Origin of the sequence: Actinoplanes sp. NPDC023714 (assembly GCF_040639855.1) — a bacterium.
Lineage (GTDB): Bacteria > Actinomycetota > Actinomycetes > Mycobacteriales > Micromonosporaceae > Actinoplanes.
In genome coordinates, this window is record NZ_JBFAAR010000003.1 from 422,520 (window position 1) to 449,093 (window position 26,574).

The window sequence follows — 26,574 nt, forward strand, 5'->3', positions numbered from 1 at the left end:
GCCGAGCCCTCGGCGGCTATAACTCATGTATGTCGATTGATGAAGCGGAACTGATGACCTGTCCGGCCCGCATCACGCTCGACGCGGCGCAGCAGAAGTTCGTCGACGGCCTGCCGGCGGCGGCGCCGGCGTTGCAGTCGGAGCTGGGTTGCGAACTCGAGCGCGGTCACGACGGGTCCCACGCCGCGCTCGTGCAGCAGGCCGGCGACACGATGTGGTGGGCGCAGTGGACGCTCAGCGCGTCTGAGATCAACCCGTACACCTGGTGTCCGGTGCGGCAGCCGCAGCGGGAGGTGGAGCCGGACTGCACGCTGTTCGAGGGGCATCCCGGCCCGCACTCCTCGGAGGAGCGCTTCTGGATCAGCGACGCGGGCTGAAACGGTTCAGGTGAGTGCGTCGGCGCGGCGGGCCTGCCGCTTGGCCCGCACCATCCGCAGCAGGTATGCCGGGGTGGGCGGGATCCAGCCGAGCTGGCGGGCCATGCCCATGTCGTCGCGGTTGGCCCAGTGCTCGAGGACCTGGCCGTCCCTCATGCGGAACCAGTGGGTCTGCGTGATCGCGAAGGTGCGGCCGGTCGCGGGGAAGGCCTGGGCCACCTCGCCGCGCTCGTCGTACGCCACGAACGCGCCGGTCTGACGCCCGGACATGGTGCAGTGCACGACGGTGAGGTCGCCGTCGGTGACCGTGTCGTGGATGTCGAACGCGAGGCCGGTGAAACCCGAGCGCAGCCACTGGGCGGTGGCCGCGAACGCGGCGGGTCCCCGGCCGCGGCAGGCCGGCGGCTCGTCCTTCGCCTCGCGGTTGGTGGCCTGCGGGTGAACCACCCGGTCCAGCTCGCCGAGGTCACCGGACGCCATGATCGTCATGGAACGGATGCAGGTCTCCGCATCGGTGGTGAGCATGATTCCTCCAGGAAAATTGGATACACTCCAGCAGTATTCAATGCCGTGGGGTGGTATTCAATGTCTCGTCGCGTGTACGACAACACCCGCCGTGCCGAGCAGGCGCGCCTCACCCGCCGCCGGATCCTGGACGCCGCCCGGGACCTGCTGATCGGCCGGGGACCCGCGGTCACCATGCGGGAGGTGGCGGCGCACGCCGACGTCTCGGTCGAGACGGTCCGCAAGGTGTTCGGCACCAAGGCCGCCCTGATCAAGGACGTCTACGACGTGACGCTCGCCGGCGACGACGAGCCCATCCCGATGATCGACCGCCCGGAGCTGCGAGCCGTGTTCACCGCGACCGGCCCGGAGGACAAGGTTGCCCGGTACGCGCACGCGGCCCGGCTGATCGGCGAACGCGTGGGCCCGCTGCTCGCCACGCTGCTGGCCGGCGCCCGCGGCGGCGACCCCGACCTGATCCGGTTCCGGGAGACCACCAACCGGGAGCGGATGGCCGGCGCCGGCGCCATCGTGAACCACCTCGCCGGCAGCGGTGGCCTGCGCGCCGGCCTCGACCCCGGCAAGGCGTCCGACGTCGTCTGGACGCTCATCTCGCCCGAGGTCTTCGATCTGCTGGTGAGCGACCGGGGCTGGTCACCCGAGGACTACGAGCGGTGGCTGGCACGCGCGCTCACCGACGCCCTCGTCACCCGTTGAGGCGGTCCGCGGCGGAAGCCGCCGGCCGGCCCTCACGGGCGGCCAGTTCCCCGGCCAGTTCCATGCAGCGCAGGCGGGCCGGCGAGAAGTCGTAGGGCATCAGGCCGGCGGCCTCGGCCGCGCTCATGGCGCGGGCCTCCGGCCGGTCGGTGTCCGCGGCGTCGAAGAGGGCGTCGTCGGCCTCGTCCAGGCCGGACTCCTCGATCACGGCCTGCAGGGCGCTCTCGAAGGCGTGCCGCTCGGCGGCCACGCGCGCCACCCGGGGATCGTCGACGGCGACGCTGTCGTCGAGTGCCTCCTCGGCCGCGTCGACGCGGTCGGACTCCGCCCGCAGCGCGGGATGCGTGGCCAGGGCGACGAAGCGGGTGGCCTGGACGGCCGCGCCGAGCGGGCCGAAGATCCGCTCGGTGACCAGCAGGGTGTCCAGGTCCGCCTCGCGCAAGGAGCCTTCGGGCAGGCCCTCGAGGCGCCCGGTGACGAGGTCGGAGAGCAGGCCCATCCGGCTGCCCTCGGTACGCATCCGCCGCACGGCGGCCCGCTGCCGCCGCAGTGCCGCCTCCCGCTCGGCGAGGCTCTCCTCCAGCCGCTCCAGAATGCCGGCGATGCCGCGCCCGGGGGTTGCGGCCGTGCCGGTTGCGGCCGTGCCGGTTGCGGCCGTGCCGGTGGTGAAGGCGTCGCGGATGTCGTCCAGGGCGATCCCGGCGCCGGCCATCCTGCGGATCCACAGCAGGCGGATCATGTCCTCGTACCCGTAGCGGCGGCGGCCGTCCCCGCCCCGCTCGGGCTCGGGAAGCAGGCCGATCCCGTGGTAGTGGCGGATCGCCCGCGGCGTGCTGCCGGCGAACGCCGCCGCGTCGCCGATCTTGACGTTGCGGGGTGGCATGAAGGACGGAGGCACGGACGGGGACCTTCCCTCGGTGGATCGGGACGTAGGTCCACTGGATCACATGCCGCTACGGCAGGTGCAACCCGGATCACATCGACGAAAGCCGAACCCCCGTCATACTTCACCCATGGGAAATGTACGGGGGACGGTAGCGCCGGGTTTCGAGACCGTGCGGGAGGCGTTCGCGGCGTTCCTGGCCGCGGAGCCGGCCGGCAGCGGGTCGCAGCTGGCCGCTTTTCATCGGGGTGAGCAGGTCGTCGACCTGTGGAGTGACGACGTCGACGGGGACACGCTGACCGGGGTGTTCTCGGTCTCGAAGGGCGCGGCACACCTCGTCGTCGCGCTGCTGGTGCAGGACGGGGTGCTGGATCTGGACGCGCCGGCGCGGAGCCTGCCGTTCCCGCTGAGCCTCCGGGAACTGCTCGGGCACCGGTCCGGGCTGATCGGCGTCGACGGCGGGTTCAGCATCGAGGAGGCGGCCGACGATCGGGTGGTGGCGGCGCGGCTCGCCGGCCAGAAGCCGTACTGGACGCCGGGCGAGGGCTACGGCTACCACGCCCTCACCATGGGCGCGCTGATCGACGCGGAGCTGCGGGCGGTCACCGGGCGGTCGGTGCAGCAGTGGTACGCGGACCTGCTGCGCGACCGGTTCGACCTGGACCTGTGGCTGGGGCTGCCGGAGGAGCTCGAACCGCGGTTCCGCCCGCTGCTGCCGGCGCTGGGCCCGGCCTTCGTCCCTGACCCGGCGTCACTGATGGCCGTCTCGTTCAACACGACCCGGTTCGACCTGCTCGACTACGGCAACACCCGTGCGGTGCGAGCCCTCGGCGCCTCCTCGGGCGGCGGTGTCGGCAACGCGCGCGGGGTGGCCGGCCTGTACGCGGCGGCGCTGCGCCTGCTCGACGGGGACACCGTCGCCACGTTCGCCCGGCCGTACTCTCTGGGGTCTGATCTGGTGACCGGCGAGATCGACCACTTCGGGCTCGGCTTCGAGAATCTGCCGGTGACGTATCCGTTCCTCGGCCCCCGCACGATCGGGCACGGTGGCGCGGCGGGGTCGCTCGGCTGGGCGGATCCCGATGCGGAGGTGGCGTACGGATACGTGCGGCGCCGGTTCGCCTATCCGGGGCCGGAGAACGCCTGCCTGGGTGAGGCGATCATCGGGGCGGCCCGGGCGTGAGCTGCGATCTCACGCCCGGGCCGGGGTGAGAGTGAGGATCAGGGGAGGTTGATCGGGCGCAGGACCCGGTCGATGCCGTGGGCGATCTGGCGGTTGCCCTTGTTGATGTCGGTGCGGTTCACGCGCGGGTTGCGGTCGGAGCGGTCGGCGTCGACGAGGGCGATGCGCTTGTGCCGGCGCGGGCCGTACACATCGACCTTGATCTTGGATCCGGCCGCCGTGGTGAGCTTCGCGTTGTCGGACTTGAGCGCCGTCTTCCCGGTGATCGTGGCGCCCGGCACGACGTGGTAGAGCAGGACCGACTCGACGGTGTTGATGCCGAGGCCGGCGACCGCCGTGAACGCCTTCTTCTCGCCGGGCAGCTTCCTGGACTTGGTGATGTCCTTGACGAGCAGCTGGAAGGCCCGGTCGTTGGGCAGGAAGGCGGTGACCCGGGTCTTTCCGTCGGCGAGCACGGCGACCTTGCTGCCCGGCTTGGCCTTGAGCACGGCCTTCACCGCGGCGGTCAGGATGTCGTAGTCGTGGCCGTTGTGGTCGAAGCCCTGCTTGCCGGCGGTCAGCACGGAGACCAGGGACTTGGTCTTGAGCGGCTTCTTGCCGGCGGCCTGCGCGGGTCCGGCGACGAGCGCGGAGGCGACGATCGCGGCGGTGGCCACGGCGGCGGCCCGGGTGATCCTCATTCTCGTGCGTCCTTTCGAAGCGGGGTGGTGGCTCCAACGGCCACCACCCGTACTTCGCCCGGCGCCCGCCGGATGGATGCAGTCCTTCCGGGGAATCTCGTCAGGCTGTCAGCGGGACGTGGTCCGCCGGGCGCGGGGCTTGGCCGAGCGCGGCGGGGCGGCGCGCATGTGGTCGCGGGCCCGGCCCAGGATCGCGCCGAGGGTGGTGACGTCGGCGCCGGTCAGGGGCTCGAACAGCAGCTGCTGGACGCGGGCGACGTGCTCGGGCAGCACCCGGGCCACCAGTTCCCGGCCGCTGCCGGTGACCGTCACCATGACACTGCGCTCGTCGTCCGGCGACGGCGCGCGGGTGATCAGGCCGCGCTTGTCCAGCAGGCCGGCCTGATAGGTGAGCCCACTGCGGCTGTAGACGACACCGTCGGCGAGATCGGTCATCCGCAACCGCCCGCCGGGGGCGTCGACGAGCCGCGCCAGGATCTGGAACTGCACGTAGCTGAGGTCGCCGTCGGCGCGCAGGTGCTCGTCCACCGCGTACTGCAGAAGGCTGCTGACCTCGACGAGAGCGAAGTAGGCGCCCAGTTGTTCCGCGCTCAGGCCGGGCGCCGCGTCACTCATGCGGCGATCGTACCTGCTTTGAATTCGAAGTTCGGTGTGCGGCTCGCAGCGTACTACTGTGACCAGGACGCCGAAGAGCAGCGAAGCCGGCAGGCGGTGATGGCATGGACGGCCGTTCGCGAGCCGATCGTGACCCCGGCATGACGTCGCTGGGCATCAGCGTCAGCGGCGGTTCTGCGGGAACCGTCGTCCTCCGGGTGGCCGGTGACATCGACATCGATACGGCGCCTCGGTTGCGCGACGCGATCGAGGCGCAGCTCGCCCGGCGCCCGGCGCAACTGTGCGTCGAGCTGTCCGGGGTCGCCTTCATCGACTCGATGGGGGCGCAGACGCTGCTGGACTGCCGGGCGAGCGCCATGGACTCGCACTGCCGGCTGCGGCTGGCCGGACCGCAGGTCCTCGTGCACAACGTCCTGGACATGCGCGGGGTGGTGGAGGTGTTCGGCCTGCCGGCGGCGCCGGACGTCCCCTGGCGGGGGAGTGAGCCGAGGCAGTACGCGCCGCCTCGGGCCTGGACGCCGGTCGAGCAGACCGTCGAGCAGGCGGAGCGCGTGATCGCCGAGGCGCGGGAGATCAGGCGCCGCGCCGTCGCCGTCAGCGCTGCCGCCCGTCGTCTGCTGGATCTGCGGCGTGAGTGATGCTGTGCCGCGGTAGCACAGCATCACCCGGGATCTCGCGCGGTGCCGGCGGTCGTCAGCGCCTGGTGCAGGGCGTGCCGTTCAGGGTGAACGCGGCCGGGGTCGCGAACGAACCGCTGTAGGTGCCCTGGAACCCGAACGACGTGCTGCCGCCGGCCGGGATGGTGCCGTTGTGTGCGGCGCCGCGGGCGGTGAGCGCCCCGGAGTTGCCGCTCAGCACGGTGTTCCACGAGCCGGTGACGGACTGCCCGGCGGGCAGCGTGAAGCCGAGGTTCCAGCCGCTCACGGCGTTGGCGCCGGTGTTCGCGACGGTGACGTCGGCGGTGAAGCCGGTGTTCCACACGTTCGTGGCGTAGGTGACGGCGCAGGCGGCGCCGCCCGGCTGGCTCGTCGGCGACGTGGACGGCCCGGGTCCGCTGCCCCCGCCGTTGACCTGTGCGGAGAAGTTGGTGACCGCCAGGCCGGCGCCGCCGATCCACGGCTCGAAGCCCGCCTGGATGCTGGTCAGGTACCACGAGTTCGTGATCGCGCCGCGGTTGCGTACGTCGTTGATGAAGTCGAGGACGCTGAACGACCAGCTGCTGATCGGTGAGGGCGCCACATAGGAGACGACGGCGTTGGAGCCGTTGCTGCCCTGCCACACCTCCCACGTGCGCCCGCCGATGGTGGCGGAGCCGACGCGGGACCCGATCGGCTGGATCGAGCCCTGCCGGTTGAACCAGATCATGATCTCCTGGGCGTTGACGCCGTTGGTGCGCGGCGTCGGGTCGAGCCAGATGTCGAACGACGCGTTGTAGGTCGCGCCGGAGACGTAGTTGTAGCTGATGCTGCTCGTCGCGCTGCTGATCGCGCCGACCTGGATGGGCAGGTTCGTGCCGGGGGAGCAGTTGGTGTAGTGGCAGCCGAAGTAGACCGCCGGGTACGACACCGGCGCGCCGCTGGTGTTGCCGACGCCCTGCTGGCTGGCGATGGAGAACCCGGTGCTCGTGACGTTGATGCACTGTTCGGCGCTGGTGCCCCAGCGGTTGTTCATGACCACGTAGCGGCCGCCGATGGTGGTCGACCCGTACTGCTCGCAGATGCGGGTGTCGGCCTGCGCGGGCCCGGCCACGGTGAGCCCGACGATCGCCGCGGCTGCCAGGGTGCAGGCGGCGACGAGGGCGCGGAGGGGATGCTTCACGTCTGCTCCTTCTCGAAGGGGAGCGGGGGATCGGGGGTCGGGGGCGTGGGAGCGCTCCCGGTATCAACATAAGTCAATGCCGGCCGGACCGCGACATCACAGCGTCGCTGCGTGCGCCACCCCGATAGCATGGAGATCATTCGCTGCGAGTGGACGGCAGGTCGAAGGTGGAACGAACCGATCTCGTCGTGCCGGCGGATGCGATCGCCCGCCTGCGGATCCCGCCGCTGGCCATCACCGACGGCGCGGCCGACCCGGAATGGGTCGAGGTGCCGCTGAGCCGCTGGTGGTTCCTCACGCGGCGGCCGTCGCAGCGGTTACCCCTCGACGCGCGCAGCGCGCGGAGCGTCCGGCGCGCGACCCGGCTCGCGCCCTGGTCCCTGCCGGTCGCCCTGGTCTCGCTGATCGGCTGGTGGCTCGCCTACCACGCGAACCTGACCCGCGCCGGTCTCCTGGCCGCGATGGCGGCCTTCTTCTCCGTCCACCTCCTCGGCCTGGTGCGCGACCACGGGTTGCCGAAGCACCTGCCCTATCGCACGCGATTCGGTGAGCTGCGCATACCCGGCGTCCCGGCCGCGGTCGCGCAGCAGTGGCTCGCCCGGAACCCGGAGGTGACGGCCACCGGCGAGCCGGCGCCGCGCCCGCACTCCCGGCGCTTCTACATCGGCTGGTCCACGGGTCTTCTCGCCGCGTCGATCGGCATCGCCGCGACCATGGCGAACAACGGCCGCGAGGACGACATCCTGCTCTGGATGCTGGTGCCCGCCCTGTTCACCGCCGGCATCGTCGCGGCCCTGCGTATCCCGTCGCCGAGGAGCGCCGGCCGCGTGCGGACCTGGCCGCCCGTGAACGTCGACCGGCGGGTGCCATAGCGGGCCGGTGCAGCGGGTCAGTGGCTCCGGCATGAGCGTGGCGATCATCGGTCCCGATCGGCCTGCCGAGGTCGGTATAGCGATCGCTGCCGGCAGGCCGGCCACTTCCACGACGACCTCCTGCGCCGCCCGCGCGGGCGCCGGATCGGTGAGCAGCCAGTCGGTGGAACCGCCGCCGCCGTGGTGGACGATCGCGGTGCTGACGGCGAGGGGCGGCCACCGGCACCCGGCGGCTAGTGCAGGTAGAAGCAGCGATCCGGGCGGACCGGGACCGACGTGAAGCCGAGGCTCCGGTGGAGGTGGAAGCCGTCCGGGGACGGGAAGAGGACGGCCTGGACGGCGCCGTCACGGGCTGCGGCGGCGAGGCCGTGGAACCACGCCGCCTGGGCCCGCTCCGCCGGCTCGGAGACGTCCATGTCAGCTGCCGACGTGCTCGTGCAGGAAGGTGACGGCCCGGGACCAGGCCAGCTTCGCGGCATCGGGGTCGTAGGTGCCGATCAGGTTCTCGTCGTTGAGGAAGGCGTGCCCGGCCTCGTACACATGAAGCTCGGCCTTTTCCAGCTGCCCGAAGAGATCGCGGACTGCGTCCAGCGGGATGCGGTCCTGCGTCGCGTAGTGGCCCTGCACGGCGGCGCGGATGCGGGAGGCGACGGCGGCGGGATCCTGGGGGAAGCCGTAGAACGGGACCGCGGCCGAGACCTGCCCGGGACGGTCGGCGGCGAGCTGGAGGACGAAGCCGCCGCCCATGCAGAAGCCGATGACGCCGACCGTGGCGCTGGTGACCGCGTCGTGGGCGAGCAGGTAGTCGACGGCTCCGGAGAGGTCCTTCGCGGCGCGGTCGGCGGGCAGCTCGGTCATGAGCTGCTGGGCCTCGGCGGCGTCGTGGGTGGTCGAGCCGCCGTAGAGGTCGGGGGCGAGCGCGACGAAACCCTCGGCGGCGAGGCGGCGGGTGATGTCGGCGATGTGGTCGGTGAGCCCCCACCACTCCTGGACGACGATCACGCCGGGGCCGGTGCCCGCCTCGGGCAGCTGGAGGTAGCCGTGCGCCTGGCCGCCGTTGCTGGGGAAGGTGACGTTCTGAACCGACATGTATTGATCCTTACATTCCGGCGGCGCTCGCGCAGGCTCGGCGCGGGCACTCGCGCAAACGGCGGAGGTCAGGCCGGGCTGACGGTCCAGGTGAAGGTGACGACCGTGGACCGCTGCTCGTCGTCGGTGACGGTGAGGGTCACCGGGTAGACGCCCGCCTCCTGCAGCGTGCCCCACACCAGCGAGTCGTAGCCGGCGATGCCCGGCGGCAGGCCCGACCACGAGTACGTGAGGTCGATGCCGTCGTCGGTGGCGAAGACGAAGAAGACGTCCCCCTCGCCGACCACCCCGGTGCGGTCCTCGATGGGCCGGACGATCGGCGGCCCGCTGACCGACCACTGGACCTGGGTGACGCCGGCGTGGCCGGCCGGGTCGGTCGCGGTGACCGTGGACAGCGTCGAGCCGTGCGCCACGAGCGTCCCGGTGATCAGCCCGCCGGCGCTGATGGACAGGCCCGCGGGCAGGTCGGTGGCGGAGAACGTGACGGCGTCGCCCTGCGGGTCGCGGGCCTCGATGCGCAGGCTGACCGGGTCGCCGACGAGGTGGTGCTGCAGGGGCGGGCGGGTGACCGCCGGCTCCTGCTGGACCGGGGACGTCCCGTCGACGCCGGCCGCGGCCCAGGCCGCGTCCACGGCGGTGACCTCGGCTCCGCCCGTACCGTAAAGGTCTGCCGCCGCTCGCAGGGTGGCCTCCCGCGCGCCGCCGAAGTTCGTGTTCGACAGCATGTAGACGGTGAGCGCCCGATACCAGATCCGGCCGGCCGCCTCGTTGCCGATCCCGGTCACCGGTGGCGCGCCGGCACAGGTGGGACTGTCGCCCCACGCGGACTTCCCGCTGCCCACGGCCAGGGTGTAGAAGAACTTGTTCGCCACCCCCGACGACTCGTGGACGTCGAGGTAGCCCACCGACGGACTCCAGCAGGACGCCGACCAGCCGTCCCGGGCCGGGTCGTCCATGTAGCGCAGGACCACCCCGGTCTTCTCGCTCAGCGTGTAGTCGGGCCGGTCCTGCGGATTGTCGGCGGCGAACTCGACGAGCGTGCCGAAGATGTCGCTGGTGGCCTCGTTGAGCCCGCCGGACTCGCCGTCGTAGACGAGATCGGCCGTGGCCGCGGTGACGGCGTGCGCGTACTCGTGGGCCACGATGTCGAGCGACACGAACGGCCCGTACGTGGCGTCGCCGTCGCCGAATCCCATGCAGAAGCAGAAGTCGTCGTAGTAGGCGTTGGCGTCGTCCCAGTGCACCAGCGCGTCCGGCACCGAGCCGTCGTCGCGGACCCCGCTGCGGCCGTGCTCCCGCTGGAAGTAGTCGTACGTCTCGGCCAGGCCGTAGTGCACGTCGGCCGCGACCGTCGCCGGGTCGGATCGGGTGCCGTCGCCCCACACGTTGTCGGCGTCCACCAGCGGCTCGCCGCCCAGTTCGAACACCTGCGCGCCGCCGCGCGTCGGATCGGCGAGGGTGTAGCCGCCGTCCTCGCGGCGCGTCGTGGTCAGCGGCACCTCGCCGTTGTAGAGGGTGTGCCCGGTGCCGGCCTCCGCACCGTGGACCCCTTCGAAGGTGCGCCGCACCGCGCCGGTGCGCGCGTCCACGACGACGTTGAGCTCGCGTTTCTCCCCATCGGCGACGACCACCTGCCAGGCCAGCGCCGGCGCGCCCGCGACCGCGTCGATCACCAGGTGGGCGTCGGCCGTGCGATGGGCGCCGCCGAACTCCTGCACGGCCACCGCGGTCGCCCGGCGGGCGCCGACCGCGGGCTCGATGCCGGTGGTGATCTTCTGCCGCTGCGCCACCGAGGCGTCGCGGAAACTGCCGTCCGGGCCGGCGTGCACCACATAGTCACCGCCCAGCACGGGCAGACCCCGATGGGTACGGTCGAAGCGCACGTGCCGGGATCCGTCCGGATCGATCACCACGCCGCGGACCCGGTACTGCTCGTTCGCCGCGGCACGGATGGCGGCGCCGTGCCGGCCGACCAGGTCGCGGGCGTCACCGGCCGCCTGCGCCCGCGTGGGCCGGGGACGGTCGGGTCCCGCCGTCGCCGGTGTGGCCGAGGCCGCCAGCACGAGCGCCGTCGTGCCGGCCGCCAGCGTCCGCCGTGCAGTGCGAAGCATGTCGATCTCCCCGTGGTCGATGCCGCGGGGACCATATCGCATGCTATCGATGAATTCCGGCCCGGGTCACCACCCCGTCGTCCCCGGACCGCCCTTGAACGGCCCCTCGATGTCCGCCGTGATCCAGCCGCCGTAGAAGTCGCCCTCCTGCGCCCGCACCCGTTCGCCACCGACCCGGCATTCGTCGACACGGCTGGGATAGAACGCGACAAATCCAGAGATCTCAGCGTACGCCGCCACGGGGCGCTCGTAGGACCAGCCGGCCCGCGGCACCCGGGTCCCGCCGGCGACGAGATCCCAGTACCCGGCCACCCCCTTGAACTCGCAGAGCGACCGTCCCTCGCCCGGCTCCAGCACGCCGTCGGCGATGTCGTCGCGGGGCACGTAGTAGACCGGCGGATGCGACGTCTCCAGCACCCGCAGGCAGCGCTCGCTGTCCACGATCGTCCGCCCCGCGTGCACGATCGTCACCCGCTTCGTGACCCGCTCCACGCGCGGCGGACGAGGGTAGTCCCACACCGACTCCATCAGTCCAGCTTGCCACCCGCGCGGGCCGGGACCGTACGACCACGGCACCGGGCTGAGCCGGCTGCTCGGCTTCCTCAGCCGGATGGCGTCGCCCGACCTGGCGCACCTCGACGGCGTCAGCGCCGGCCGCGCCCATCAGCTCGTGGCGGGAGCCCTGGTCGCCCGGGACGCCATGCGGGCGCTCGGCGTCAGCGAGCTGGAGATCTGCCCGTGGGCCGTGGCCGCTCACCGACCGCCGGCCGCGCCGGGCCGCCGGCATCGCCCGGTGACCCCGCCCAGGCACGGGGCGGAGCACGCCCGGCGTCTGGCAGCATGATCGGGATCAGCCGTCGCAGGGAAGCAGGTGGGGTCATGCCCTTCGAGCCGCAGGACATCCCGCATCCGCTGCGCGTCACCGCCGAGCTCGTCGCGACCAGCCGGGACCTGTGCCGGATGGCCGCCGAATCCGTCGCCGCGGCCACCGAGAGCCGCACGCGGTCGCGCGCCCTGATCCGGCCCGCCGTCCCGCGGCATCCGCAGCGGCCCGGGTGATCCTGCGGCTCACGCGTGCCGGAGCGCCGGCCCGGCGGGCAGCCGCACGGTGAACACGGTCGCGGTCTCGCCGGGTTCGCCGGTCTCGCTGACGCTGATCGTGCCGCCGTGCAGTTCGACGATGGCGCGGACCAGGGTGAGGCCGAGTCCGTTGCCGGGCACGCCGTGGTGGCGGGCGGCGCTGCCGCGGAAGAACAGCTCGAACAGCTGGGCCCGTTCCTCCTCCGGGATGCGCCGGCCCGTGTTGGCGACGGACAGCACCGTGGCGTGCGCGTCGGCGTGCAGGGTGACGCCCACGGTGGAGGCGTCCGGCGCCCAGGTCAGGGCGTTGTTGACGAGTTCGCCGGCGACCTGGCGCAGCCGGTGCGGATCGCCGTCGACCGGGGCCGTGGCGGGGGCGTTCACGGCGACGGTGACCCGCTCGCCGGCGCGGGCCCGGGCGTCGTCGGCGGCGGCGCGGACCACGTCGGCCAGGTTCACCGGCTGCCGGTCGAGGCGCAGGTAGCCGGAGCGCAGCCCGGCCACGTCGAGCAGGGTCACCACGACCGCGTTGAGGCCGGCGACGTTGCGGTGCATCACCTCGAGCATCTCGCGGTGCTCGGCGGACAGCTCCGGGTCGTCGACGAGCATCTCGGTGTACGCCTGGATGCTGGTCAGCGGGGTGCGCAGCTCGTGACCGACGAGGGCGATGTACTCGTCCTTGGTGCGGTCGAGCTCGGCCGCGAGGCTCTCGGCGCGGCGGCGCTCGAGGAACCCGCCGAGCTGGGCGCAGATGCCGGTCAGGCTCGCGGTACGGGTGTCGCCGGCCGCCCTCGGGGTGTCGCTGTAGCAGACCAGCACGCCCAGGGTGTTCGATCCGCTGGACACCGGGGCCGCGAGCGCCGCGCGCCGGGGCCCGTCGTCCGGGCCGGTGGCCCACACCGGTTCGTTCGTCTGCCAGGCCCGGCCGGGCGCGTCCCGGCCGGCCGGCAGCGGCCCGGGTGGCGGCCGGAGCGCGTCCCGCTCGTCGGCGGCCCATCGGGCGCTGCGGCGCAGCACGCCGGCCACCTCGTCGACGATCCAGAACTCGGTGGCATCCCAGCCGGTCATCACGCCGATGAGGCGTACCACCCGGGCCAGGACCCCGTCGGTGTCGCCGCCGCCGGCGATCAGCTTCGCGATCTCCAGCTCGCACTCGGTGAGCTGCGCGACCCGGCGCAGCGCGGTCACGTCGTTCATCGCCACCACGGCGGCGAGCCCGGAGCGGTGGGTGACCGGCCGGGCGTGCATCCGGAAGCTGCGCGGCGGCGTCCCCGGGATCCGCATGACGACCATGTCGTCGCGGACGTGCTCACCGCGCAGGGCGCGGGTCACCGCGACCTCGGTCCCGGGCAGCGGGCCGCCGTCCGCGGCGTACAGGTGCAGCCGTTCCGGCCACCGGCTCGCCGGCGCGCCGGCGAGCCGGCCGGCGATCAGGGTGCGCGCGGCCTCGTTGTAGACCACGGGCCGGCCCTCGGTGTCGCAGCCGATCACCACGGTGTCCAGGCTGTCGGCCAGGTCCTGCAGGGTCTGGCGCTGCTCCCAGAGCGCCTGGTGGGCGAAGGGCTCGGCCTCCCGCTGCCGGGTCTGCGCTTCCGGTTCGCCGGGGATGTCCTCCCGCTGGGCCCGGACGTAGGCGGTGACGTCCTCGGCGCGGTGCACGATGTGCGTCAGCTCGCCGGCGGCGTTCAGGACCGGCACGCTGACCGGCGCCCACCACCGGGTCTCGAAGCCGCCGCCGGCCTGCGGGATGTCGTACTGATGCAGCTCCATGACGTCGGTGACCCGGTCGCGCAGCACCCGCTCCAGCGACGCGGCCAGTTTCGCCACGCCGGGGGAGGAGGGGTCGCGGGGGTTCTCCGGGAACGCGGCCAGGATCGGCCGGCCCACCAGCTCCTCCCGGGACCGCATGGTCGCCGTCTGGTAGGCGTCGTTCACGTCGACGATCAGCAGCTGCCGATCGAGCACCACCACCGGCGTCGGCACGCTGCGGAACAGTGCCCGGTAGTCGATCGGCTCCTGCGTACCGCTCACGCCACCAGCGTATTTGCGCCGGGCCGGGTGCGGCGTGCGATCGCCGAACCGGCGGCCGGCGCCGGTCACCCGCGGGCGATCAGGGCGTCCACCCGGTCCGGGGCGAAGATGCCGTCGGCGAGCAGCAGGGCCAGCCCGATCAGCCCGGACCGGTTGCCGAGCTGGGTGGCCACGATCTGCAGGCTCCGCGTCGCCAGCGGCAGCGAGCGCCGGTAGACCATCTCGCGGATGCCGGCGAACAGCTGCTCCTCGACCCGGGCGAGCTGGCCGCCGATCACGACGACGCGGGGGTTGACCAGGCTCACCGAGTCGGCGATGGCGTGCCCGACGATGCGGCCGGCGCGGCGGGCCAGCCGGACCGCGGTGAGGTCGCCGGTGCGGATGAGCGCGACGGCGTCGTCCACAGTGGTGACGTCCTTGCCGGCGGCGCGCAGGTCCCGGACCAGGGCCCAGCCTCCGGCGTACGCCTCCACGCAGCCGGTGTTGCCACAGCGGCACACCGGTTCGGCCTCGGCGTCCTCGACGGTGACCTGGATGTGCCCGATGTCGCCGGCCGCGCCGTCGGCGCCCCGGTAGACCTCCCCGCCGAAGATCATCCCGGCGCCGACGCCGGTGCCCACCTTGACCATCAGCATCTGGCGGACGCCGGGGTGCACGCTGCGCTGCTCGCCGAAGGCCATCGCGTTGACGTCCTTGTCGACCAGCACGGGGCAGCTGTAGCGCCCGGCGAACCAGCCGGGGATGTCGTACCGGTCCCAGCCGCTCATGATCGGCGGGCTGACCACCTGGCCGCTGTCGAAGTCGACCGGCCCGGGCACGTCGATGCCGACGCCGAACACCTCGCCCGGGTCGCGGCCGGCCTCGGCCAGGAGCTCCCGGAACAGGCTGTCGGCGGCGGAGAGCACCGGCTCGGGGCCGTCGGCCACGTCGATGGTGCGCTCGCGCTCGGCCCGGACCGCGCCCTTGAGGTCGCACAGCGCCGTGCGCATGCCGGTCGCGCCGATGTCGGCGACCAGCAGCACCCCGCGGTCGTGGTGGAAGGTGAACCGGCTCGCCGGCCGGCCGCCGGTCGACGAGCCCTCCCCGCTGGGCACGACCAGGGCGGCGCCGAGCAGGGCGTCCAGGCGCTGGTTGACGGTGGAGCGGGACAGGCCGGTCAGCTGCATGACGTCGGCCCGGGTCAGGCTCGGCCGGCCCCGGAACAGCTGGAGCACCTCGCCGAGCCCAGCCGCGGCCGTCAGGGAGGGCGCGCTCATGGACACGGTCGCATCCTATTACGAGTAGTCACCATGCGTAAGTCCCGAACCTTTTGCTTGACAGTCGTCATAACTCGGGATTCTAATCAGTCGAAACATCGACCGGAAGGGATCCCCCATGTCGCCCACAGCCGTCCACCGCGGCATAGCGGCCGCCGTCTCCGCCACCGCCCTCCTGCTCGCCGCCGCCTGCGGGTCCGGCGACTCCGGCACCGGCACGTCCGGCGGCGGGAACAAGGTCGCCGCGGTCATCATGGGCCTGGACAACCCGTTCTTCCAGTCCATGGAGCAGGGCATCGAGGACCAGGCGAAGACCGCCGGCACCGAGGTCACCGTGCAGGCCGCCAACTCCATCACCGACACCACCGGCCAGGCCGACAAGCTGACCGGCCTGGCCGGGCAGGACTACGGGTGCTACATCGTCAACCCGATCTCCGGCACCAACCTGATCCAGGGCATGGCGCAGCTCGCCGCACAGAAGAAGGCGATCGTCAACATCGACAGCCCGGTCGACGCGGCCGCCGCGAAGGCCGCGAACGCCACCCCGGCCACGTACATCGGCACCAACAACACCTCGGCCGGCGAGAAGGCCGGCCAGCAGATGGTCACGCTGCTGCCCGGCGGCGGGGAGGTCGCCGCGATCGGCGGCATCGCCGGCGACGTCACCAGCGGCCAGCGCGTCGACGGCTTCACCAAGGCGATCACCGGCAAGCTCGACCTGGTCCAGACCGTCGCCGCGAACTGGGAGCGGCAGGAGGCCCTCACCCAGGCCACCAACATCATGCGGGCCCAGCCCGGCCTGAAGGGCTTCTTCGTCGCCAACGACGACATGGGCCTCGGCGTGGCCCGCGCCGTCCAGACCGCGGGCAAGGCCGGCCAGATCAAAATCATCAGCGTCGACGGGATCAAGGACGCCCTGACCGCCGTCCAGAACGGCGAGATCGACGCGGTCGTCGCCCAGTACCCGTACACGATCGGCCAGATGGGCATGGAGGCCTGCCAGGCCATCGCCAAGGGCGCCACCGTCCCGGCGAGCGTCGAGGCCCCCGTCGAGGTGGTCACCGAGGACAACGCCGGCGAGGCGCTCGCCGCCACCCCGAAGCCGTTCGGCGCCTACGACGACCCCTTCACGACCCTCCTGGGAAGCTGACCATGACCACCGCCACCGTTCCCGAACGCCCCGCGAGCACCTGGACGAGCCACCTCAAGGACGTCGGCTTCTGGGCCGAATGGGCCGCCGCCGTCGGCCTCGTCCTGCTCGTCGTCGTCTTCCAGATCCTCAACCCGACCTTCCTCAGCACCGGCAACATCTCCTCCATGCTGGTCGCCGCCGCGATCCTGGTGATCCTCGCGGTGGGGCAGACCTTCGTGGTCGCCACCGGCGGCATCGACCTGTCGGTGGCGTCGATGATGACCCTCGGCGCCGTCGCCTTCGGCCAGGCGTACTCGCACGGCTGGGGCCTCGGCTGGTCCTGCCTCGTGGCCGTCGGCACCGGCCTCGCGACCGGGTTCGTCAACGGCTTCGTCATCGCCCGCGGCAAGATCACCGACTTCATCGTGACCCTCGGCATGCTCTCCGCCGCGTCCGGCGCCGCGCTGATCCTGGCCGACGGCAAACCCGTCACCATCGTCGACACGTTCCTGCTCAAGCTCTCCACCGGCGGCATCGGCATCTTCGGCTGGACCGTCATCATCGCCGCGGTGGTCGCCCTGATCGCCCACGGCTTCCTGTTCTGGACCCGGTTCGGCACCCACGTGCTGGCCACCGGCGGCTCCCGGGAGGCGGCCAACGCGACCGGCATCGACACCGCCCGCGTCAAGATCGCCGTGTACGCGGTCTCCGGCCTGCTGGCCGGCCTCGCCGCGATCCTGCTGATCGCCCGGGTGGGCGCCGCCGAACCGGCGTCGAACACGTCGTTCCTGCTCAACTCCGTGGCCGCGGTGGTCCTCGGCGGCGTCAGCCTGCTCGGTGGCCGCGCCACCATCGTCGGGCCGGTCATCGGCGCGCTGCTGCTCACCGCGCTCACCAACGGCCTGACCCTGCTCGGCGTCTCCCAGTTCTACCAGCCGCTGGCGGTCGGCTTCGTCGTCGTGCTCGCCGCCCTGCTCACACGATTCCAGAAGTGAGGTCTCGAGCATGAGCACTCTCATCAGCGTCGACGGCGTCTCCCTCGCCTTCGGCAGCGTCCAGGCCCTCAAGGACGTCTCCCTCACCATCGCCGAAGGCGAGATCACCGCGCTGGTCGGCGACAACGGCGCCGGCAAGTCCACCCTGGTCCGCTGCATCTCCGGCATCCACCGGCCGCAGGCCGGCACCATCGCGAAGAAGGGCCGGGAACTGCACCTCAAATCGCCCGAGGACGCCCGCGAGGACGGCATCGAGACCGTCCACCAGAACCTGGCCCTGGTCGAGGACCTCACCGTCTGGCAGAACCTCTTCCTCAACCGCGAGCTCGTCCACCGGGCCGGGCCCCTGGCGGTGCTGAATCGGCGCGGCATGCAGCGGCAGGCCAGGGAGATGGTCTCCACCCTCGCCGTCAACGTGCCGGCCGTGGGCAGCCGGGTGCGCCGGCTCTCCGGGGGACAGCGGCAGGCCGTCGCCATCTGCCGGGCCGCCGGCTTCAGCTCCGAACTCGTGATCATGGACGAGCCCACCGCCGCGCTCGGCGTCCAGGAGACCGCCCGGGTCGAACAGCTGATCACCAAGCTGCGCGACGACGGCCGGGCCGTCCTGCTCATCAGCCACAACTTCGACCAGGTGATGCGCCTGTCCGACCAGGTCTGGGTGATGCGCGCCGGGCGCTGCGTCGCCGGCCGCCGCACCGCCGACACCACCGGCCAGGAGATCGTCGCCCTCATCACCGGCGCCACGAGCTCCTGACACCCCGTACGGATGGAAAGAGGAACCATGGACCTGCGCAATCCCCTCGGCGTGCACGCCCTCGTCTGGGTCGGCGGCACCGGGCCGGCCGACGTGACCGCCGCGATCGGCAAGACCAAGGCCGCCGGGTACGACCTGCTCGAGTTCTCCCTGCACGACTCGATCAACCTGGACGTGGCCCGCACGCGCGCCGAACTCGAGGCGGCCGGCCTGCGCGCGGCCTGCTCCCGCGGCCTCGCCATGGACGCCGACATCTCCAGCGACGACCCGGCCGTGGTCGAGCGCGGCGAGAAACTGCTGCACGAGTCGCTGCGGGTCGCCGCCGGGCTGGGCGCGAGCCACCTGACCGGCGCCCTCTACAGCGCGTTCGGCAGCTACGCCCGGCCGCTCAGCGCCGCCGGCCGCGCCAACGTGGTCGCGGTGCTGCGCCGGCTCGCCAAGGAGGCCCGCGGCACCGGCGTCACGCTCGGCCTGGAGGTCTGCAACCGGTACGAGACCAACGTCGTCAACACCGCCCGCGACGCGCTGCGGCTGGCCGACGACATCGGCGAGGACAACGTGGTCGTCCACCTCGACACCTACCACATGAACATCGAGGAGAACGACATGGTGCGTCCCGTCCTCGACCTGGGGGAACGGCTCGGGTACGTGCACATCGGCGAGAACCACCGCGGCTACCTCGGCTCGGGGCACCTCGACTTCACGTCGTTCTTCCATGCCCTCGGCCAGATCGGCTACACCGGCCCGATCACCTTCGAGTCGTTCTCCTCGGCCGTGGTCGCGCCGGGCCTCTCCGCCGACCTGTCGATCTGGCGCAACCTCTGGGACGACGGCGAGCACCTGGCCCGGCACGCCCGCGACTTCATCAGCACGCACCTGAGCGCCGTACCGGCATGACCGTCACCTTCGCGGCCCTCGTGGACCGGGCCCGCGCGCTCGCCGGCAACGGGCGCCGGGCCGTCCTCGGCATCGCCGGAGCGCCGGCCGCCGGCAAGACCACGCTGGCCGAGGAGCTGGTGCGAGCGCTTGCGGCGACCGGGGTGCCGGTGGCCCACGTACCCATGGACGGTTTTCACCTCGCGGACGCCGAACTCGATCGTCTCGGGCTCCGGGACCGCAAGGGCGCTCCCGAGACGTTCGACGCCTTCGGGTACGCGGCACTGCTGCGCCGCATCCACGAAGGCCGCGACGAGATCGTCTACGCGCCCGGCTTCGAACGGGTCGTCGAGCAGCCGATCGCGGGGGCGATCCCGGTGTTCCGCGAGTCCCGGCTGATCGTCACCGAGGGCAACTACCTGCTCCTCGACGACCCGCGCTGGCGGGCGGTGCGGCAGCAGCTCGACGAGGTCTGGTACGTCGACCTCGACCGGGAGGAACGCCTGCGCCGGCTGGTCGACCGGCACGTGCGCTTCGGCAAGCCCCCGGCCGACGCGCTGGCCTGGGCCACCGGCACCGACGAGCGCAACGCCGAGATCATCATGGCCACCCGCGACCGCGCCGACCTGGTCATCCTTTAGCTCAGCGGCAGCTCGCCGCCGGCCAGGTCCCGGGCCGGCGCGGTCTCCGGCCGGTGCGGCGCGCGCGGCAGGCGCAGCACGAACCGGCTGCCGTGCGGGACGGCGTCCTCGTACCAGACCCGGCCGTGGTTCGCCTCGGCGAGCAGCCGCGACAGGTACAGCCCGAAACCGGCGCCGGTCCTCCGCCCGGTCTGATCGGCCTGGGTGAAGCGGTCGAACAGGTGCTCGACGAAGTCCGGCGGCACCCCGTTGCCCTCGTCGGTGACGGCGAACAGGACCTCGTCGCCGTGGCCGTCGAGGACCGCCGACACGTGGATGTCGCCGGGGCTGTACTTGATCGCGTTCGTGACGAAGTTCGTCAGCACCTCGTGGGTGTGCACCGGGTCGGCCCACACGGCCGCGCCGTCCGGGCCGTGGTCGACGCTGACCCGTGCCCGCGCCTGCCGGGTCAGGTTGTCGGTGACCCGGCTGATCGCCTGCGCGACCGGCAGGGCGACCGGCTGGGTGTGGATCTCGCCGGGCTCGGCGCGGCAGAGCGCGAGCAGGTGCGCGGCCATGTCGAGCAGCTGATCGACCCGGCCGCCCAGCGCCCGCACGGCGGCGCGACGCTCGTCCTCGCTGGTGAGGTCCCACTCCTGGGTCAGTTCCTCGGAGTACGCCGAGATCACCGCCAGCGGCTGGTTGATCTCGTGGGTGAGCGTGGCGATGATGTCGCTCTTCCAGGCGCCGGCCGCCTCCAGATCCCGGTTCGCGGCCGCCAGGTGCTCGGCCCGCCGGCTCAGCTCGCGGTGCGCCCGGTCCAGGCCCTCGTGCGCCGCTGACAGCTTGCGGTAGAGGCCGGCGCTCTCGGCGAGCAGGGCCAGCAGCACCACCCCGGAGGCGATCAGCAGGGTGACCCGGGCCGTGTAGTAGCCCAGCGTGTAGCGGTGCGGCGCCGCCAGGAACAGGATCGCCGTCGCCGCGGACGCGCTGATCGCCACCGCCACCCACTGCTCCACCGGCGGCCGATGGCGCAGATTCCGGACCACCGCGAGCAGGGCGGCCGCCGCGGCCGCCAGCACGGCGCCCACCACCCACTGCCCGGCCGTGGTCGGCGTGCCGTCCCGGTAGATCCGGGGCAGCCAGGCCGCCGCCCCGACGACGGCCACCGTCACCGCGATCACCAGCGCGAACACCGCGGCCGTCACGACCGCGACCGCGGCCCGCCGCCGCCTCTCGGCCAGCGCGATCCACCGCTCCGGCAGCGCGGCGACGACGTACTGCTGCGCCGCGGCCAGGACCGGGAAACCGCCGAGGAGCAGCAGGAACAGCCACGGGCCGCAGACCTCGGACCAGCGCGAGTCGTCACCGGTCCGCAGGATCCGGGTGAAACTGACGCCGTAGAGGACCATCATCAGCGCCGAGTAGAGGTACGCCGTCGACAGTCCCAGCGTCGCCGGTCGCCCGCCGGCCAGGAACTGCTGGATGAGCAGGTGCGCGGTCAGCAGGTCGGCCGCGGCCATCAGCACGAAGAACGCGTTGATCAGGTTCGGGTGCACGGCCAGGCGCAAGTCGGCCACCGGCACCATCGCCAGCGTGACGGCGACCACCGTGATCGCGCAGACCCACAGGCTCCGGCGTACCGGGCCCTCGTCCTGCCGCTCCACGATGCTCTCGGGGCACACGGCACCCGCCCTCTATCGATCACAGCTTCCCGCGTACGACGTTACCGCCCGTCACCGCCGCCCCCACCCGATTCCGCCCGACCGGTCCCGGCGGGTCAGCCGGGGTCGGCGAATGAGGATGTTCGTCCGGGTCGTGCGCCGGGTGCCTCGTTTCTGATCGTGTCATTCCCGCCGCGCGCCGGTGTGGTCGCTGGAAGACTGAGGCGATGGCGAGATCGGCCGAGGTCACGACGGGTCCGGGCGCCGACCGTGCCGTCGTGATCGCCGGGACGGCCGGTGTCCTCGCGGTGGTGCTCTGGGCGGTCCTCGCCCCCGATGCCGTGGACCGTGCCGGCGACGCCGCGCTGGGCTGGACGATCGGGACGTTCGGCTGGTTCTTCGTGCTGGCCGCGGACGCGTTCCTGGTGTTGTCCGTGGTGATCGCGGCGGGGCGGTTCGGGCGGATCCGGCTCGGCGCCGACGACGAGGAACCCGAGTTCACCACGCTGGCCTGGGTGGCGATGATGTTCAGCGCCGGAATGGGCATCGGCCTGGTCTTCTACGCGGTCGCCGAGCCGATCCAGCACTACGCCTCGCCGCCTCCTGCGTCCGGCGCCCTGGCCGGCACCGGCCAGGCCGGCGCCGTGGCGATGCAGTACACGCTGTTCCACTGGACGCTGCACCCCTGGGCGATCTACGCGGTGGCCGGGCTGGCGTTGGCCTACTCGACATTCCGCCGTGGTCGCGGCAACCTGCTGTCGGCCGCCTTCCGGCCAGTGCTGGGGGAGCGTGCCGACGGCGTGGCGGGCAAGCTGATCGACCTCTTGGCGATCTTCGCGACGGTGTTCGGGTCGGCGACCAGCCTGGGCCTGGGCGCGCTGCAGGTAGCGGCCGGTCTCGGCATCGTGGCCGGGGTGCCGGACACCCGTGCCGTCGAGCTCGTCATCATCGCGTCGCTGAGCGCGGCGTTCGTGGTGTCCGCGTTCTCCGGCCTGGACCGGGGTGTCAAGTGGCTGTCGACGATCAACATCTGCCTGGCCGTGCTGCTGATGCTGTTCGTGTTCCTGGTCGGTCCGACCGTCTACACCCTCGAGGTGCTGCCGGCCGCCGTCGGCGACTACCTGAACAACCTGCTGGTGATGTCGACGCGCACCGGGGCGTTCTCCGATCCGGACTGGATGGGCGGGTGGACGCTCTTCTACTGGGCGTGGTGGATCTCGTGGGCGCCTTTCGTCGGCACCTTCATCGCCCGGATCTCACGCGGCCGCACCGTGCGGCAGTTCGTCGTCGGAGTGCTGCTCGTTCCCAGCGGAGCCAGCGCCGTCTGGTTCTCCATCATGGGTGGCAGCGCGCTGCGGGCCCAGGCGACCGGCACGGCCGATCTGGTCACCGACGCCCGCGAGGGCGCCGAGTACGCCCTGTTCGGAATGCTCGACGCCCTGCCGCTGGCCACCGTGACGACCACGCTGGCCATGGTGCTGGTCGGGCTCTACTTCGTCACCAGCGCCGATTCCGCGTCGCTCGTGCTGGCCTCGCTCTCCTCCGGCGGCGCTCTGCGGCCACACCGCCTGCTGGTGGTGATGTGGGGCGTGCTGATGGGGGCGGTGGCCGGTGCGCTGCTGCTGGCCGGTGGCCTGCAGGCGCTGCAGCAGGCCACCATCGTGATCGCGTTGCCGTTCGTCGTGGTGATGCTGATCCTGGCCGCCTCCGTCGTGAAGGAGATGGCCGCGGACCCCGGCGCGGGAAGCCGCCCGAGGCGCGGGCGCCCGCACGGCATCGGCGACGCGGTACGCACCGTCTGGCCCGAGACGAAGCCCCGGCGCTCGCGCTGACCCCGGCCGGATCGGTTGGTGCCGGGACAGCCGGATGTCCTCGCCGAGGCGATCCGCATCAGGGGTCGCCGGCGGGTATCCGCCAGAGCCGGACGACGGGACCGCGCGATGCGGCGACGAATTCCGCGTCCGGACTGATGGCCAGTTCGTCTGGCCCGGCGAAGTCGCCGCCGGTATCCAGGATGGTGACCGACCTGCGGCTGGCGTCCCCCTCCGTCAGAGGGTCTCGGCGGGATCGTGCGACTGTCATGCCTCCCTCACCGTAGTAGTCGGATGAGATCACGAACGTGGGAACGGGGTCCTCCCCGCCGGCGCCCACTCCGATCTCCCCGTAGGTGGTGGTGTAGCCGTCGTCGGATCGGATGCCGAATAGGGTGATGTCCGCGCATCTGGCGACGACGACCTCGAGGGGTTCCTCGCTGTACTGCGGCGGTGCTCCTCGGTGGGCGATCGACTCGATGTCTCCACGGTCGAAGATCCACAGCGGGATGGCGTCCCATCTGTTGACCGTGGCCTTCTTCCTCCTGCTGCCGGTCGTGACGCAACGCTGACGTCCCCCCGAAGACCAGTCGTAGACGAAGAGTTCCCCCTCGGTATCGATGAAGATCATGATTCGGCCGTCATCGTTCAGCATGATCTCGTCGACCGGATGGGCGAGCGGGATGGGGGGACGCGCATCCGGCAGGTCATCCGGATACGTGTCCATCACGCGCACCTCGCCGGTGGTCGCCATCGCCAGGATGGAGCCGTCCGCGCTCAGTGCCATCGCTCGGGCAGGTTCCCCCGTCCGGCGTTCGGCTCGGGGATCGTCCGCGAATCCCGACGGGCCCCTGCTCCAGATCTGAACCTTGCCGGTGAGCGTCGAGACCGCCGTCGACTCCGCCGAGTCACTCAGTGCGATGGGCCCGTAGCGTTCCCCGGGTGACACCAGGACCGCCACGGCGGGATCCCTGGGGGCGGAGATGACCACCATGCTCAGGAGCACCGCACCGGTCAGGCCCACCACGGTCAGCCGCCGCCGGGGTGCCCGTCTCCTCGGCGCCGCGCCGATGGCCTCGGGCAACTCGAGTGGCTGAGTGGCGAGACGCTCCTGGAACCGGATGTGCCGGAATTGGTAGACCCCGCTCGACTGTCGCAGGAGGCCCTTCTCCCGGGCGTCGGTCAGAAACCCGATGAGACGCCACGGCAGCTGCCCCCGTGCGGCGAGCACCGACCGCGCGATCACGAATCTCGGCCATGCCCGGGTGAGCAGCAGCAACGCTGCGAACACGGTCCCGGGGAGGAGGAATGCCGTAGCCACCGAGAGTGCGTCGCCCACCGAGTCCCACGACAGACCGATCGCGAGCGGAGTCGTGCGATTCGGGCTCGTCCATGCCGCCGACCACTCCGGATCCCCGGCGATCGCCTGTGCCAGCACCTTCCCGATGAGTCCTCCGGCCAGCAGGGCGGGGAACGCCATGAGGTTGACGGCGGCACCGGCGCAGAACGCCCCGATCAGAGACGATCGGCGGTCTTCATGGATGAAGCGCACCGGGTCGGCGAGCGCGGACCGCTCCGCTGGGGCGTTCAGCCAGTCATGAACCGCGAGTGCGAGTGCCACCACCAGGCTGAACGAGGCCGCCATGCCCAGCAGTTGGCCGAAGGCGTAGAGCTCGCGCGTCGTCCACCCGCCGAGGCTCATGCCGACCGCCGTGCATGCCACGACGAGGCCACCGACGACGGCGCCTATGGTGATTCCGGAGCGTAGCCCGTGCCGCAGCCGGCCGAGCGATCCCTTGGCCGACACGGAGAGGGCGCTGGGTGGCCGGTCACCGGCGACGAACCAGATCACGATCGTGAGGAGGGCGAAAGCGAATCCGAACGCCCCGGCGGCACTGAGAGTATCCGGCAGATAGGTGGAGCCGTCAGTCAACGTGTACATCGCGGACGCGATGGTCGCCGCCAATGCCGTTCCGCCGATGATGCCGAGACCGATCGCGGTCCAGGGCGGGAGCAACCGGTGCATGGTCCACCAGGCGAGGTCCCGGTCACGATGCTGGTGCAGGTAGCGTGCGAGGAATTCCAGCCAGCGGCGAACCTCCTGGGCCGACCACCGCGACGGTTCCGCCGGCGGAGCGGCAGGCTGGTGACGGGGCCCGTACGCCCCGTCGATCACCTGGTCGATGATGTGGTCCTCGACCCGGTGTCGCGAGTCGAACCGTCTGATGTTCAGCAACTCGTCCGGCCGGCCGCCGCACCGCTCGTAGACGAATCGGGCCAGCGACACCATCAGCGGCGTCGACAGCGCCTGCGCCACCGGATGATCACGGCTCGGGTCGCCGGATGCCGCCAGCAGATCGCCGTAGACGTCATCCCAATCGGTGTCCTCGGGCCAGGCTATCGAGGACAGGTGGGCCACCACATCGTCTGCGGCGAGCGGCAGCACCTCCACCACCGGCGCGCCGCGAAGCACGGGCGCGCCGCCACGGATGACGTCGACGTACTCGGCTGAGCGACAGGTGACGATGATCGGACGATCACCGCCGATCGCACGGTTGATCTCGCGGACGGCGCTGCGGCGCGCCGACTCGGGTATCTCGTCCAGACCGTCCAGCACGGGCAGAACGAGTCCGTTGAGCAGCAGCCGGCGGGGCGTCTCGGGCTGTCCGTGGTAGTACAGCATGGCGAGGCTGTTCACGATCCAGGCATCCAGGGAAGCGGACAGCGGATCCCAGGTGGAGGCCGACAGCAGCACGGGCGTCACACCACCGGTCTCGCGCGCGTCGAGCAGCCCGAGCGTCATGAGCATGGCCAGCACGCTCTTGCCCGCGCCCGGCTCGCCGAGCAGCACCAGGCGCCCGGTTCCGAGGTGCGCGTAGTCCTCCGCGAGCTGCCGGACGACATCGTCGAATCTGCCGTCCAGCCGACCGGACAATCGCCTGCGGCGTACGCGGATGCCGCTCGGCATCCGCGCGGCCCGGATCGGATCATCCGCAATGCCGTCACGCTCGGTCGCCGCCCAGGACAGAGGTAGGACGCCGGGGTCACGGAGCCGCCGTGCCCGCGCTTCCTCGAGCCACTGCTCGCGAAGGGTCTCCGCCAGGTCGTCGGCCAGGTCACGGGCGGGTTCCTCGCCCTTCTCCGGCCAGAGGAACGCGACGATCGCGGCTCCGAGACTCACCAGGGTGACCAGCAGACCGACGTCGTTGGCAGAGATTCCCCCGACAGCCATCCGAACCAGCAAGGCCAGGACGGCGATCGCGCTGAGCACGAGGAGCGCGACCATGCTGGAACGGACGCGGGAGTTGCGGCGTAGCGATCGAGACGACATGGCTGGTCCTGCGCAGATCCGAATAGCCGAAGGACTATCTGGGGGACAGGTTCAGTGTCACTCGCCGGACGAGGTGGAGCCGTGTCGGATGACCGTCACCGTAGCGCGCGTCCGACCCAGGTCATACCCGCGTCTCCGACTCCGGTCAGACGCGCCCGCACCCCCTTCCTCGAGA

26 protein-coding genes are annotated in these 26,574 nt (G+C 71.9%); 13 read left to right on the top strand and 13 right to left on the bottom strand.

What is annotated here, in order from left to right; genetic code table 11:
* Positions 1-29 precede the first annotated feature (29 nt).
* Positions 30-377, top strand: a complete 348-nt coding sequence (locus AB0G10_RS17260; protein ID WP_360921894.1) for a hypothetical protein — start codon at positions 30-32, stop codon at positions 375-377.
* Positions 378-383: 6 nt separating this feature from the next.
* On the opposite strand, the gene AB0G10_RS17265 is transcribed toward AB0G10_RS17260, so the two are convergent.
* Positions 384-902, bottom strand: coding sequence for an ester cyclase (locus tag AB0G10_RS17265; RefSeq protein WP_360921897.1), 519 nt, complete (start codon positions 900-902; stop codon positions 384-386).
* 60 nt (positions 903-962) lie between these two features.
* Between AB0G10_RS17265 and AB0G10_RS17270 the strand changes: the two genes are divergently transcribed.
* Positions 963-1,598 carry a helix-turn-helix domain-containing protein gene (locus AB0G10_RS17270; RefSeq protein ID WP_360921900.1) on the top strand — a complete coding sequence of 212 codons (636 nt, stop codon included), beginning with the start codon at positions 963-965 and terminating at the stop codon, positions 1,596-1,598.
* Here AB0G10_RS17270 and AB0G10_RS17275 read toward each other — a convergent pair.
* Entirely contained in the window at positions 1,588-2,496 is a 909-nt protein-coding gene (locus AB0G10_RS17275) for a MerR family transcriptional regulator (protein WP_360921903.1), read from the bottom strand. The genes AB0G10_RS17270 and AB0G10_RS17275 overlap by 11 nt on opposite strands.
* A gap of 115 nt (positions 2,497-2,611) precedes the next feature.
* On the opposite strand from AB0G10_RS17275, the gene AB0G10_RS17280 reads away from it, so the two are divergent.
* On the top strand, positions 2,612-3,664 hold the full coding sequence (locus tag AB0G10_RS17280) for a serine hydrolase domain-containing protein (RefSeq protein ID WP_360921906.1): 1,053 nt from the start codon (positions 2,612-2,614) through the stop codon (positions 3,662-3,664).
* Positions 3,665-3,702: 38 nt separating this feature from the next.
* Here the strand turns inward: AB0G10_RS17280 and AB0G10_RS17285 are convergent, their stop codons facing one another.
* Together AB0G10_RS17285 and AB0G10_RS17290 are read right to left on the bottom strand one after the other, a co-directional pair.
* On the bottom strand, positions 3,703-4,344 hold the full coding sequence (locus AB0G10_RS17285) for a fasciclin domain-containing protein (protein WP_360921909.1): 642 nt from the start codon (positions 4,342-4,344) through the stop codon (positions 3,703-3,705).
* 108 nt (positions 4,345-4,452) lie between these two features.
* Positions 4,453-4,959: a MarR family transcriptional regulator gene (locus tag AB0G10_RS17290; protein ID WP_360921912.1), complete on the bottom strand. Its 507-nt coding sequence runs from the start codon at positions 4,957-4,959 to the stop codon at positions 4,453-4,455.
* A 104-nt stretch (positions 4,960-5,063) separates the two neighbouring features.
* On the opposite strand from AB0G10_RS17290, the gene AB0G10_RS17295 reads away from it, so the two are divergent.
* The gene (locus tag AB0G10_RS17295) at positions 5,064-5,597 is read left to right on the top strand and encodes an STAS domain-containing protein (protein ID WP_360921915.1); all 534 of its coding nucleotides are present in this window, start codon (positions 5,064-5,066) and stop codon (positions 5,595-5,597) included.
* A gap of 55 nt (positions 5,598-5,652) precedes the next feature.
* On the opposite strand, the gene AB0G10_RS17300 is transcribed toward AB0G10_RS17295, so the two are convergent.
* Entirely contained in the window at positions 5,653-6,777 is a 1,125-nt protein-coding gene (locus AB0G10_RS17300) for a cellulose binding domain-containing protein (protein ID WP_360921918.1), read from the bottom strand.
* 167 nt (positions 6,778-6,944) lie between these two features.
* On the opposite strand from AB0G10_RS17300, the gene AB0G10_RS17305 reads away from it, so the two are divergent.
* Positions 6,945-7,649, top strand: a complete 705-nt coding sequence (locus AB0G10_RS17305; RefSeq protein WP_360921921.1) for a hypothetical protein — start codon at positions 6,945-6,947, stop codon at positions 7,647-7,649.
* A gap of 233 nt (positions 7,650-7,882) precedes the next feature.
* Here AB0G10_RS17305 and AB0G10_RS17310 read toward each other — a convergent pair whose 3' ends face one another.
* The 4 genes from AB0G10_RS17310 to AB0G10_RS17325 all read right to left on the bottom strand — a co-directional run bounded on the left by AB0G10_RS17310 (position 7,883) and on the right by AB0G10_RS17325 (position 11,377).
* Positions 7,883-8,065: a hypothetical protein gene (locus AB0G10_RS17310; RefSeq protein ID WP_360921924.1), complete on the bottom strand. Its 183-nt coding sequence runs from the start codon at positions 8,063-8,065 to the stop codon at positions 7,883-7,885.
* 1 nt (position 8,066) lies between these two features.
* Positions 8,067-8,738 carry an alpha/beta fold hydrolase gene (locus AB0G10_RS17315; protein ID WP_360921927.1) on the bottom strand — a complete coding sequence of 224 codons (672 nt, stop codon included), beginning with the start codon at positions 8,736-8,738 and terminating at the stop codon, positions 8,067-8,069.
* 68 nt (positions 8,739-8,806) lie between these two features.
* Positions 8,807-10,849 carry a M4 family metallopeptidase gene (locus AB0G10_RS17320; RefSeq protein ID WP_360921930.1) on the bottom strand — a complete coding sequence of 681 codons (2,043 nt, stop codon included), beginning with the start codon at positions 10,847-10,849 and terminating at the stop codon, positions 8,807-8,809.
* Positions 10,850-10,915: 66 nt separating this feature from the next.
* On the bottom strand, positions 10,916-11,377 hold the full coding sequence (locus tag AB0G10_RS17325; protein WP_360921933.1) for a DUF427 domain-containing protein: 462 nt from the start codon (positions 11,375-11,377) through the stop codon (positions 10,916-10,918).
* Between the two features lie 61 nt (positions 11,378-11,438).
* On the opposite strand from AB0G10_RS17325, the gene AB0G10_RS17330 reads away from it, so the two are divergent.
* On the top strand, positions 11,439-11,693 hold the full coding sequence (locus AB0G10_RS17330; protein ID WP_360923049.1) for a hypothetical protein: 255 nt from the start codon (positions 11,439-11,441) through the stop codon (positions 11,691-11,693).
* Positions 11,694-11,728: 35 nt separating this feature from the next.
* On the top strand, positions 11,729-11,908 hold the full coding sequence (locus tag AB0G10_RS17335; protein WP_360921936.1) for a hypothetical protein: 180 nt from the start codon (positions 11,729-11,731) through the stop codon (positions 11,906-11,908).
* 9 nt (positions 11,909-11,917) lie between these two features.
* Here AB0G10_RS17335 and AB0G10_RS17340 read toward each other — a convergent pair whose 3' ends face one another.
* On the bottom strand, positions 11,918-13,960 hold the full coding sequence (locus tag AB0G10_RS17340) for an ATP-binding protein (protein ID WP_360921939.1): 2,043 nt from the start codon (positions 13,958-13,960) through the stop codon (positions 11,918-11,920).
* Between the two features lie 65 nt (positions 13,961-14,025).
* Positions 14,026-15,216, bottom strand: coding sequence for an ROK family transcriptional regulator (locus AB0G10_RS17345; protein ID WP_360923052.1), 1,191 nt, complete (start codon positions 15,214-15,216; stop codon positions 14,026-14,028).
* Between the two features lie 118 nt (positions 15,217-15,334).
* On the opposite strand from AB0G10_RS17345, the gene AB0G10_RS17350 reads away from it, so the two are divergent.
* The 5 genes from AB0G10_RS17350 to AB0G10_RS17370 are packed head-to-tail and all read left to right on the top strand — an operon-like array spanning position 15,335 to position 19,614.
* Positions 15,335-16,366 (top strand): substrate-binding domain-containing protein, encoded by a 1,032-nt coding sequence (locus AB0G10_RS17350; RefSeq protein WP_360921942.1) that lies wholly within the window; start codon positions 15,335-15,337, stop codon positions 16,364-16,366.
* A 2-nt stretch (positions 16,367-16,368) separates the two neighbouring features.
* Positions 16,369-17,343, top strand: a complete 975-nt coding sequence (locus tag AB0G10_RS17355; protein ID WP_360921945.1) for an ABC transporter permease — start codon at positions 16,369-16,371, stop codon at positions 17,341-17,343.
* A 10-nt stretch (positions 17,344-17,353) separates the two neighbouring features.
* On the top strand, positions 17,354-18,097 hold the full coding sequence (locus tag AB0G10_RS17360; protein WP_360921948.1) for an ATP-binding cassette domain-containing protein: 744 nt from the start codon (positions 17,354-17,356) through the stop codon (positions 18,095-18,097).
* Between the two features lie 27 nt (positions 18,098-18,124).
* Complete coding sequence (locus AB0G10_RS17365) at positions 18,125-18,994, top strand: sugar phosphate isomerase/epimerase family protein (RefSeq protein ID WP_360921951.1); 870 nt, start codon at positions 18,125-18,127, stop codon at positions 18,992-18,994.
* Positions 18,991-19,614: a nucleoside/nucleotide kinase family protein gene (locus tag AB0G10_RS17370; protein ID WP_360921953.1), complete on the top strand. Its 624-nt coding sequence runs from the start codon at positions 18,991-18,993 to the stop codon at positions 19,612-19,614. Before AB0G10_RS17365 ends, AB0G10_RS17370 begins: the two co-directional genes overlap by 4 nt.
* Here AB0G10_RS17370 and AB0G10_RS17375 read toward each other — a convergent pair.
* On the bottom strand, positions 19,611-21,278 hold the full coding sequence (locus AB0G10_RS17375) for a HAMP domain-containing sensor histidine kinase (RefSeq protein ID WP_360921956.1): 1,668 nt from the start codon (positions 21,276-21,278) through the stop codon (positions 19,611-19,613). The genes AB0G10_RS17370 and AB0G10_RS17375 overlap by 4 nt on opposite strands.
* Positions 21,279-21,484: 206 nt before the next feature.
* On the opposite strand from AB0G10_RS17375, the gene AB0G10_RS17380 reads away from it, so the two are divergent.
* Positions 21,485-23,089, top strand: coding sequence for a BCCT family transporter (locus tag AB0G10_RS17380; protein WP_360921959.1), 1,605 nt, complete (start codon positions 21,485-21,487; stop codon positions 23,087-23,089).
* A 58-nt stretch (positions 23,090-23,147) separates the two neighbouring features.
* Here AB0G10_RS17380 and AB0G10_RS17385 read toward each other — a convergent pair whose 3' ends face one another.
* The gene (locus tag AB0G10_RS17385; RefSeq protein ID WP_360921961.1) at positions 23,148-26,354 is read right to left on the bottom strand and encodes a hypothetical protein; all 3,207 of its coding nucleotides are present in this window, start codon (positions 26,352-26,354) and stop codon (positions 23,148-23,150) included.
* Positions 26,355-26,574 lie beyond the last annotated feature (220 nt).

Bases quoted from the DNA above. Each gene is read 5' to 3' on its own strand.
- AB0G10_RS17285 (WP_360921909.1), bottom strand. From the start codon at position 4,344: ATGAGGATCACCCGGGCCGCCGCCGTGGCCACCGCCGCGATCGTCGCC.
- AB0G10_RS17360 (WP_360921948.1), top strand. From the start codon at position 17,354: ATGAGCACTCTCATCAGCGTCGACGGCGTCTCCCTCGCCTTCGGCAGC.
- AB0G10_RS17320 (WP_360921930.1), bottom strand. From the start codon at position 10,849: ATGCTTCGCACTGCACGGCGGACGCTGGCGGCCGGCACGACGGCGCTC.
- AB0G10_RS17365 (WP_360921951.1), top strand. From the start codon at position 18,125: ATGGACCTGCGCAATCCCCTCGGCGTGCACGCCCTCGTCTGGGTCGGC.
- AB0G10_RS17270 (WP_360921900.1), top strand. From the start codon at position 963: ATGTCTCGTCGCGTGTACGACAACACCCGCCGTGCCGAGCAGGCGCGC.
- AB0G10_RS17350 (WP_360921942.1), top strand. From the start codon at position 15,335: ATGTCGCCCACAGCCGTCCACCGCGGCATAGCGGCCGCCGTCTCCGCC.
- AB0G10_RS17325 (WP_360921933.1), bottom strand. From the start codon at position 11,377: ATGGAGTCGGTGTGGGACTACCCTCGTCCGCCGCGCGTGGAGCGGGTC.
- AB0G10_RS17380 (WP_360921959.1), top strand. From the start codon at position 21,485: ATGGCGAGATCGGCCGAGGTCACGACGGGTCCGGGCGCCGACCGTGCC.
- AB0G10_RS17290 (WP_360921912.1), bottom strand. From the start codon at position 4,959: ATGAGTGACGCGGCGCCCGGCCTGAGCGCGGAACAACTGGGCGCCTAC.
- AB0G10_RS17385 (WP_360921961.1), bottom strand. From the start codon at position 26,354: ATGGTCGCGCTCCTCGTGCTCAGCGCGATCGCCGTCCTGGCCTTGCTG.
- AB0G10_RS17315 (WP_360921927.1), bottom strand. From the start codon at position 8,738: ATGTCGGTTCAGAACGTCACCTTCCCCAGCAACGGCGGCCAGGCGCAC.
- AB0G10_RS17355 (WP_360921945.1), top strand. From the start codon at position 16,369: ATGACCACCGCCACCGTTCCCGAACGCCCCGCGAGCACCTGGACGAGC.
- AB0G10_RS17370 (WP_360921953.1), top strand. From the start codon at position 18,991: ATGACCGTCACCTTCGCGGCCCTCGTGGACCGGGCCCGCGCGCTCGCC.
- AB0G10_RS17295 (WP_360921915.1), top strand. From the start codon at position 5,064: ATGGACGGCCGTTCGCGAGCCGATCGTGACCCCGGCATGACGTCGCTG.
- AB0G10_RS17345 (WP_360923052.1), bottom strand. From the start codon at position 15,216: ATGAGCGCGCCCTCCCTGACGGCCGCGGCTGGGCTCGGCGAGGTGCTC.
- AB0G10_RS17310 (WP_360921924.1), bottom strand. From the start codon at position 8,065: ATGGACGTCTCCGAGCCGGCGGAGCGGGCCCAGGCGGCGTGGTTCCAC.
- AB0G10_RS17260 (WP_360921894.1), top strand. From the start codon at position 30: ATGTCGATTGATGAAGCGGAACTGATGACCTGTCCGGCCCGCATCACG.
- AB0G10_RS17280 (WP_360921906.1), top strand. From the start codon at position 2,612: ATGGGAAATGTACGGGGGACGGTAGCGCCGGGTTTCGAGACCGTGCGG.
- AB0G10_RS17335 (WP_360921936.1), top strand. From the start codon at position 11,729: ATGCCCTTCGAGCCGCAGGACATCCCGCATCCGCTGCGCGTCACCGCC.
- AB0G10_RS17265 (WP_360921897.1), bottom strand. From the start codon at position 902: ATGCTCACCACCGATGCGGAGACCTGCATCCGTTCCATGACGATCATG.